General features: G+C 46.3%; 1 protein-coding gene. It reads right to left on the reverse strand.

The features are described from left to right. Positions 1 to 962 (reverse strand): AMP-binding protein (locus A3763_RS20415; RefSeq protein WP_156495216.1); only part of this gene is annotated, 962 nt, incomplete at both ends.

The following is a 962-nucleotide window of genomic DNA, read 5'->3' on the forward strand; positions in this document are numbered from 1 at the left end:
TAGGACGCCCCTGACGTAATAAGGCTTCAGTAATCGCTTCTTCCGGCAACTCAAAATCAGCCGCTGACATTTTGTTATAAGTGCCGAGCGGACTCATCTCGGTCATTCCCCAAGCATGCTCTACATCTACATTGTGTTTGTCTTTGAAGGTTTGAAAGATTGAAAGTGGACAGGCGGCTCCTCCCACCGTCACACGTTTGAGACTGTCAATTGACTCACCACTTTCACCCAGATAGGCAAGCAGGGCCAACCACACTGTCGGAACGCCTGCCGACATCGATATTTTTTCGTCATTGATTAATTTGGTCAGAGTCTCACCGTCAGCCATTTTAGGACCTGGCATCACTAATTTTGCGCCAGCCATGGGAGCTGAATAAACGATCCCCCAGCCATTAACGTGAAACATGGGAACAATCGGCATCACCACGTCCTGGCGCGAAAGGCCAAAGGCATCCGGTAAGCTACTGGCATAACTATGAAGAACTGTTGACCTGTGACTATAGACAACCCCCTTTGGGTTACCAGTAGTACCTGAGGTATAGCACAAGGCAGAAGCTGTGGATTCTTCGAGCTCAGGCCAGTCAAATTCTGGTTCGTATTTAGCTATAAGCGTTTCGTAACACTGGACATTGCGTAAACAGGTTTCAGGCATTTTCGCCTCTGAGGTCAATACGACAAAACCTTTCACATTGGGCATTTTCTCTTGTAACTGCTCTAGCTTAGGTACAAATAAGGAGTCAACGAATAGCCATTGATCTTCAGCATGTTCAACAATGTATTCAATCTGTTCATCAAATAAGCGCGGATTAATCGTATGGCAAACCATACCTGAACAGGAAATCGCATAGTAAAGTTCGAGATGCCGATGATCATTCCAAGCCATCGTTGCAACCACATCACCCTGCTTTAAACCCAAGCCTTTTAGCGCATTAGCTAACTGACGCGTTCGTTGAAAAGCTTCT

The sequence above is a fragment of the Oleiphilus sp. HI0128 genome (assembly GCF_001635365.1).